Source organism: Eudoraea sp. (assembly GCF_049665975.1).
Lineage (GTDB): Bacteria > Bacteroidota > Bacteroidia > Flavobacteriales > Flavobacteriaceae > Eudoraea.
Window position 1 is genome coordinate 1 of sequence record NZ_JBATGR010000107.1, and the last position, 8,000, is coordinate 8,000.

Here is an 8,000-nt window from a genome sequence, read left to right on the forward strand (position 1 = left end):
CCTCTATGCTTAATTTTGTAAAAAGGGTGGACAAGAATGCGCTATTTATGACTTCACATTGTGATGGTGCATTTGTTCTGGCAAAAGCCGGTTTATTAGACAGTGTTACATCTACCACTTTTCCAAGCGATATTGGAAAATACAAAAAGATGTTTCCTTTTCTAAAAGTAAAGGACAGTGTACTGTTTGTACATGATGGTAAATACATAACCTCTGCAGGAGGGGCGAAAAGCTTCGAGGCCTCTTTATATCTTTGCGAGTACCTTTATGGAAAAGAAGTAGCAAAATCTCTTGCCAAAGGATTGGTAATTAACTGGGACTTAAATTTAATACCAAAAGCTATTATTCCTCAATAATAGCGTCATAACGAGATCCCTTCAGGTATTTATTCACTATGGCATTGAACTCAGGCATAATTCTCAACAATGCAGTATGCTCTAGTGAATAGAGTTGATTTTTATCCTCATAGCCATTTTTTAACAATTCTTCCAAATAAAATAAGGCCGTACCAAAATCTTCGTACTTAGAGCTATCAGATATAATTTTTAAGTAATATGAATAGACCTTAGGTTCTGTAATAGTCTTCAACATCCAGAGAAAACTTAATGCCTCGTCATTGACTACCGGATACTCCTTTTCAATATCAATATTATCTTCTATAAGCGCATTGAGATATCCCAATAATCGTTTTCCCATTTGTTGTTCGAAAGGATCCGGCTTCTTATCATATTTTTTGAGTTCTTGCATCTGATAATTCCACCATCCCAGATTATTGTAATTCAGGGCAGACAAATCTTCAAATAAATTATAATCATAATCCTCTTTTATAAAGGTTTCCCGAAGAAGAACATTATTTAAACTTCGTCTTTGAGCTTTATACCTGTTTTCTTTTTTAAGGATTTTAAGTTGCTCCCTCAATGAATCAACTTCCAGATGAGATCTGTAAATAGAAATAATTTGGCTTTGTAAGTTATATGCCTTTAATAACTGACCTGAATTAACTAATAATTTAAGTGCCTCCAAATTTTGGCGATAAGAATTCATCACAAATTCGTCGTTTTTAGCGACATTCCCTTTAGCCATAGCCGAAAGTGTAAGTATCTTTAATGCCTTCCCTATTAAGCTAAAATCTGACCATCGTTCTCCGCCATCGAACACCAAAAGATCATTGGGAAATTTCATTTTATTCAACAACTCCCTGCCTTGTAACATTTGCGGATAGTTAAAATCCTCATTCCCAACAATTCCAATAAAGTAAAATGGATTTTTCTCGTCCAATAATTCAACACTTGGCACAAAAGATCCACAAGAAATTACACCTTCAACCTCCTTTATAAATGAGGGTATAATAGTAGCAAACTTAGCTCCTGATGAAAACCCGGCAGTATAAATTCTTTTTCTATTCAAAGGGAATAGTGAACCAACCCTTTGAAACATCCTACTGGAAATTAAAACATTTTTAGAAATTGAAAGTGTATCGCTGATATCATTAGATGAGGCAAGCAAAAATCCTTGTTCTTCTGCGGCAGCCTTAAATGCGTTTAAGGCCTGACTATTTTTGCCTTCCATGTCAAAAACAAATATGATGGGCCATGTACCGGTGCCATCAAACTTTTTTGGAAGATATAATTTATATGTTTCAGAAATTGAATCATTGATGTGGAGAGAATCTATAATCCTTCCCTTTTTAAATACCACCTGTCTTGTTTGTGAACTTCCGGAATAAGCCAAGCCTACAAATAAAAGAAGAAATAAAACTCGCTTCATATTTCTGAAATAATCAAAAACCCGGCCAAAATAGTTAAGAATTTTACAAATTTTTAAAGTTCTATTAGAAACCCCTTCAGGATTGATTAGTGGAGTACTATATAGATAATGCAATCTCATTACAACCTAATAGTTAAATTACGTAATTATATCCTTCAACAACAAATATTCAAAACTATTTATTTCATACAAACGGATGCACGGCAATAAAATTCTGTTCAATCGATAACATTTAAAATGATAACTTAAAAAGAGTATAAATTATGAATTAAAATACTTTCATTAAATCTTTTTGAATCAATAATATAGTCGATTCTTTTTCCATATCCCAGACTGAAATAATTCTACTTAAGTCTCTTTATTGGTGCATCAGAAACTACATCAGACAGAATTATATGTGTCCTGGTTTCGCCATATCTAATAAGCTCATCGATAAATCTTTCGAGATGAGCCTGATCCTTTAGAACTACTTCCATTATAATATTCTCATCACCCGTAATCCGGTAACAATTAATAACTTCCTCCAGGGTCTTAACCATTTCAAGAAAAGGTTTCAATTTACCCATAAAAGCCCTCAATGTAATAATTGCTTTTAGCTGATAACCTGCCAGGGTATAGGATACTTTTGCATTAAAACCTTCGAGAATTCCAAGGTCTTCCATTTTTTTGACACGCTCCGCCACCGCTGGGGGAGTAAGACCTACTTCTCTTCCAATATTTGACATGGACAGCCTTGAATTCTCCTGGAGGAGCTTAAGGATGCGCCAGTTTAAGTCATCTATTTTGTTATTCAAAGTAAATAGTGATTAAAATTAATTTTTTCATAGCTAAAATACAAAATTGCTTTATATTTTAAAGAAGATATCCGAAATTTGAACGTAACTTTATTATAGTTTATTTGCTAAAAGAGAAAATGCCCTACAAGACCTTAAGAACCTTACCGGTTTACAGAAAAGCCATGGAACTTTGCGCCATGAGCAGAGAAATTGCCTCGTTCGTTTCCCAGAACCAGGATTTGCTGAAATTGTACCAATCTAATAGTTTAAGAGATCATATTGCAGATTCTTTATTAACTGATGCCATTTTGATACCGCAGCAAATTGCCAGAGCAGAATCTTCTGAATCATATGCCATTAGAATGAAAAGTGCTTCGTTCATTAATATAATGATCAGGAACATAATCTCTTATTGTAATGGACTGGAAAATGATGGTTTAAAGGAAAAAGAATATGTGGATTTACTACGACAGGAAATACGTGTTTTCAGAAGGTCCTTTAAGAAATGGAGAAAGTCTATAGGTAAAAATGGTGACGGTTCAAACTGGGGGTTCAATGATTATATGGGCTACTAAAACAGTCTAATAAGCGATAACACATTGCTTTACTAAATTTAAATTCAGGATTATTCCTGATTTAACATTACATATTTCTTCTATACTGCCCTCCTACTTCAAATAATGCATGAGTAATTTGTCCTAATGAACAAACTTTAGTGACCTCTATAAGTTTTTCAAATATGTTTTCATTCTTTATGGCTTTTTCCTGTAGCTCTTTCAACTGTTTTTGAGCAATGAGCTTATTTCGTTTTTGCAAGCTTTGTAAAGTATTAATTTGTTGCTGTTTTTCCTCGTCTGTAGCACGGATAACCTCAGCAGGGAGTATGGTTGGAGATCCTGAAGAACTTAAAAAAGTGTTCACGCCAATTATTGGATATTCACCTGTGTGTTTCAGTGTTTCATAATGCATACTTTCTTCCTGAATTTTTGATCGTTGGTACATAGTTTCCATTGCGCCCAAAACACCCCCGCGCTCTGTAATTCTGTCAAATTCAAGTAAAACAGCCTCCTCTACAAGATCTGTAAGTTCTTCAATAATAAAAGACCCTTGTAACGGATTCTCATTTTTCGTAAGACCTAATTCCTTGTTAATAATCAATTGAATGGCCATTGCTCTTCTAACTGATTCTTCCGTTGGTGTGGTAATAGCCTCATCGTATGCATTGGTATGCAATGAATTACAATTGTCATAAATAGCATACAGAGCCTGTAAAGTTGTTCTAATATCATTAAAATCAATCTCCTGCGCATGCAAGCTTCGACCCGATGTTTGTATATGATATTTTAACATTTGTGCCCTGGAATCTCCACCATATTTATCTTTCATTGCCTTGGCCCAAATACGCCTTGCAACTCTTCCTATTACAGCGTACTCAGCATCTATTCCATTGGAAAAGAAAAATGATAAGTTGGGACCAAATTTGTTAATATCCATACCCCGGCTAAGGTAGTATTCAACATAGGTAAAACCATTTGATAATGTAAATGCCAACTGGGTAATTGGATTTGCCCCGGCCTCTGCTATGTGATAACCAGAAATCGATACAGAATAAAAATTCCTAACCTCATTGAGAATAAAATATTCCTGAACGTCTCCCATAAGTCTCAGGGCAAATTCTGTTGAAAAGATACAAGTATTTTGTGCCTGATCTTCTTTTAAGATATCTGCCTGAACCGTTCCCCGGATTGTTTTTAAAGTGTCTTGTTTAATAGTTCGGTAAACATCAGGCGCAAGCACTTTATCTCCGGTTATACCCAGTAAAAAAAGACCAAGTCCGTTATTACCCTCCGGTAACGGACCCTGATATTTTGGTCTATTTTTTGAATCTCCGCCATAAAGAGCTTCGATTTTTGATTCCACCTCTTTTTCAAGACCATTTTGATGTATATACTTCTCGCAATTTTGATCAATTGCAGCATTAATAAAGTAACCCAACAGCATTGGTGCAGGCCCATTTATAGTCATACTAACTGATGTCATGGGATCACTCAGATCAAAACCGGAATATAACTTTTTGGCATCGTCCAGACAGCAAACAGATACTCCGGCATTGCCTATCTTCCCATAAATATCGGGTCTGTGATCAGGGTCATTTCCATAGAGTGTCACAGAATCGAATGCAGTAGACAATCTCTTGGCTGGCATATCAAGACTTACATAATGAAACCTTCTGTTTGTACGTTCAGGCCCTCCTTCACCGGCAAACATCCGAGTGGGATCTTCACCAGTCCTTTTAAAAGGATAAAGTCCGGAAGTATATGGAAATTCCCCCGGTACATTCTCCTGCAGTCGCCATTGAAGAAGGTCGCCCCACGCTTTATACTTTGGCAAAACCACTTTGGGAATTGCAAGGCCCGATAGTGACTCAACATGGGTATCTATTCTTATCTCTTTTTCCCTGACTTTAAAAACATAAGTAGGGTCTTTATACTTTTTCACAAAACTATCCCAGTTGAGTATAATCTCCCAGTTATAAGGATCAAAATTGAGTTTTACCCGTTCAAATTCAACTACTAAAAGTTGTATTAAATTATCTTTTTCACTATCCCCTGAAATATCCAAACCGGATACTTTTAATCCTGCACTGGTTAACTCTGGAGGAGTCTTGGAAAGACCTGCTATTGTCTTATAAATTCCATATAATTGCTGGGCCACTTCAACCTGATGCAACACTTTAATATCATAAGATTTAATACTTTCCGCAATCTCGGAAAGATATCTTGTTCTGGATGGCGGCACAACAAATACCTTTTGATCCATTTCCTGGCTGACAACTAAAGTTGAAACAAGATCCGCATTTGTCTTTTCAGTCAATTGTTGCATAACCGCTTTGTATAAACGATTCATGCCCGGGTCATTAAATTGCGATGCTATAGTTCCAAATATCGGTAATGTCTCTACATCTGTTTCCCAGAGTCCTTGATTTCGTACATATTGTTTCCTTACATCTCTTAAAGCATCCGGGGCTCCTCTTTTATCAAATTTGTTTATAGCAACCAGATCAGCAAAATCGAGCATATCAATTTTTTCAAGCTGAGTTGCGGCACCAAATTCCGGGGTCATAACATAAAGGGAAACATCACTATGTTCAATTATTTCGGTGTCTGACTGGCCAATGCCAGAAGTTTCTAGAATAATCAGATCAAAGCCAGCAGTTTTTAGTACTTCAACGGCCTCATTTACATATTTAGATAATGCCAAATTGGATTGTCGCGTTGCCAGGGATCGCATATACACCCGATCATCATTAATTGCATTCATTCTGATCCGATCGCCAAGAAGAGCGCCTCCCGTTTTTCTTTTAGAAGGATCTACGGATATCAAACCAATAGATTTCTTTGGAAAGTCCCTTAAAAATCGCCTGACGAGCTCGTCAACCAAACTAGATTTTCCCGAACCGCCAGTACCTGTTATTCCCAATACAGGAACATTATTATTAGCCTGGCGAATTCCAGAATAGAGTTCCTCAAATTCAGAAGGCCTGTTTTCTGCCAGACTTATCAGCCTCGCAATAGTCTTTGGTTGTTTATTCTTTAATGCTTTGATCAGTGTTGTTCCACTATCAAGCGTTAAGTCGGGGACCGGGGTATCACTTTGTTTTACAAGATCGTTTATCATTCCTTGTAATCCCATTGTTCGACCATCGTCTGGAGAATAAATCCTGGTAACCCCATATTTCATTAATGCATCTATTTCCAATGGTAAAATAACTCCTCCCCCACCACCAAATATCTTAATATGGCCAGCTCCACGTTCTTTTAAAAGGTCATGCATATATCTAAAGTACTCATTATGACCGCCTTGATACGAAGTCATTGCTATGGCATTAACATCTTCTTGTATAGCGCAATTCACAACCTCATCAACGCTTCTGTCATGTCCTAAGTGAATGACCTCTACTCCTGTAGACTGAATAATTCGCCGCATAATGTTAATGGCTGCATCATGACCATCAAACAAAGAAGCTGCGGTAACCACTCTTATTTTATTCTTTGGTTTATAGACTTTATTTTGTTCCATTGACAATTTTTGCGCTTCTTTAGGTTGGCAATTTACGGAAAATGCAAAAATAATCACCTTGTATTCAGAATTTTATAAAAATCATTAGTTTCAGCAATCCTCTGTTCCTAATATCATAATTTTATAGGCTTAAATATATCATTTTGAGAAACATAATTCTTATTCACTGTCCGGATCAATCGGGAATAATAAGCGCCATTACGGGGTTTATACACAATAAAGGGGGAAATATCGTGTACCTGGACCAGCATGTTGATGAGGAGCTCAGTGTTTTTTTTATGCGTTTGGAAAGTGAATTTTCCAACGGAACGATTGAATTTTCTAAATTCAAAGAGGAGTTTGAGACGAAATTGGCACTCCCATATAAGATGAAATGGAGCATACATCCTGGAAACTTAAAACCAAGAATGGCTATTTTTGTATCGAAATACAACCATTGCCTATATGATCTTCTCAGCAGATACAAATCGGGCGAACTAGAAGTGGAGATTCCTTTCATCTTAAGTAATCACGAAGATGCTAAACATATTGCTGAACAATTTGAAATTCCTTTCTACTTTATACCTGTAACCAAAGAATCCAAAGCAGCGGCAGAGAAGGAACAATTAAAACTTTTAAAGTCGCATAAGACAGATTTCATAGTGTTGGCCAGATATATGCAAATATTGAGTAGTAAAATTATTGACAATTTTCCAAATAAAATAATCAACATACATCATTCCTTTCTTCCTGCATTTGCGGGAGCCAAACCCTATCATGCTGCATTTGCACGGGGTGTGAAAATTATTGGAGCTACCAGCCACTATGTTACGGAAGCTCTGGATGCAGGACCTATAATTGAACAAGATGTCACTATGGTATCTCACTCACACAGAGTGAAAGATTTTATTGCCAAAGGACGTGATCTGGAAAAAATTGTACTTTCCAGAGCTGTTCAACTTCATGTAAACAGGAAAACCATGGTTTACAATAATAAAACAGTAATTTTCTCTTAAGGTCGTTAGTAAAAGCCCTTTTCAGCCCGCATATTATTTAGTATATTAACAGAATAATATTTTACAAAGAATAAGGCTTATGATTAAAATAGCGGTTTTAGGGCCAATACCAAGAGATACCATCTACACGCATCAGGACGAGGTAATACAAAAATATGGATGTGTAACACATCCGGTAATTGCTTTGTCCAAACTAATGGGAGAGGAAGGAACTGTTATTCCAATCACCAATGTACATCAAAAAGATTTTGATCCAATTCTGGACGTGTTTAAACCTTATCCAAATATCGACACTTCTGAAATTGGGAATGAGGAAGACAGAGGTACTGTTATAGAATTAAGGTTTATAGATCAAAATAATCGATTAGAGAAACAAACATCT

At 36.2% G+C, this 8,000-nt stretch carries 5 protein-coding genes and 2 pseudogenes; 4 read left to right on the forward strand and 3 right to left on the reverse strand.

The features are described 5' to 3' along the window. Nucleotides 1–356: pseudogene (locus tag WBN20_RS04320) on the forward strand (DJ-1/PfpI family protein); the annotation flags it as partial. Here WBN20_RS04320 and WBN20_RS04325 read toward each other — a convergent pair. After that, nucleotides 343–1,767 (reverse strand): alpha/beta hydrolase, encoded by a 1,425-nt coding sequence (locus tag WBN20_RS04325; protein ID WP_424280828.1) that lies wholly within the window; start codon nt 1,765–1,767, stop codon nt 343–345. The pseudogene WBN20_RS04320 and the gene WBN20_RS04325 sit on opposite strands and share 14 nt — an antisense overlap. A gap of 344 nt (nt 1,768–2,111) precedes the next feature. Beyond that, nucleotides 2,112–2,561: an Lrp/AsnC family transcriptional regulator gene (locus WBN20_RS04330; protein WP_424280829.1), complete on the reverse strand. Its 450-nt coding sequence runs from the start codon at nt 2,559–2,561 to the stop codon at nt 2,112–2,114. Between the two features lie 119 nt (nt 2,562–2,680). On the opposite strand from WBN20_RS04330, the gene WBN20_RS04335 reads away from it, so the two are divergent. Next, nucleotides 2,681–3,118 (forward strand): hypothetical protein, encoded by a 438-nt coding sequence (locus tag WBN20_RS04335; RefSeq protein ID WP_424280830.1) that lies wholly within the window; start codon nt 2,681–2,683, stop codon nt 3,116–3,118. A 67-nt stretch (nt 3,119–3,185) separates the two neighbouring features. Here WBN20_RS04335 and WBN20_RS04340 read toward each other — a convergent pair whose 3' ends face one another. Continuing rightward, entirely contained in the window at nt 3,186–6,623 is a 3,438-nt protein-coding gene (locus WBN20_RS04340) for a methylmalonyl-CoA mutase family protein (protein WP_424280831.1), read from the reverse strand. 143 nt (nt 6,624–6,766) lie between these two features. Between WBN20_RS04340 and purU the strand changes: the two genes are divergently transcribed. Together purU and WBN20_RS04350 are read left to right on the forward strand one after the other, a co-directional pair. Further along, a complete protein-coding gene (gene purU / locus WBN20_RS04345) occupies nt 6,767–7,618 on the forward strand; it encodes a formyltetrahydrofolate deformylase (RefSeq protein ID WP_424275295.1) in 852 nt (283 codons plus the stop codon). A 79-nt stretch (nt 7,619–7,697) separates the two neighbouring features. Next, a pseudogene (locus tag WBN20_RS04350) lies at nt 7,698–8,000 on the forward strand (carbohydrate kinase family protein); the annotation flags it as partial.

Coding starts and splice junctions, on each gene's coding strand:
- WBN20_RS04325 (WP_424280828.1), bottom strand. CDS start 1,767: ATGAAGCGAGTTTTATTTCTTCTTTTATTTGTAGGCTTGGCTTATTCC.
- WBN20_RS04335 (WP_424280830.1), top strand. CDS start 2,681: ATGCCCTACAAGACCTTAAGAACCTTACCGGTTTACAGAAAAGCCATG.
- WBN20_RS04340 (WP_424280831.1), bottom strand. CDS start 6,623: ATGGAACAAAATAAAGTCTATAAACCAAAGAATAAAATAAGAGTGGTT.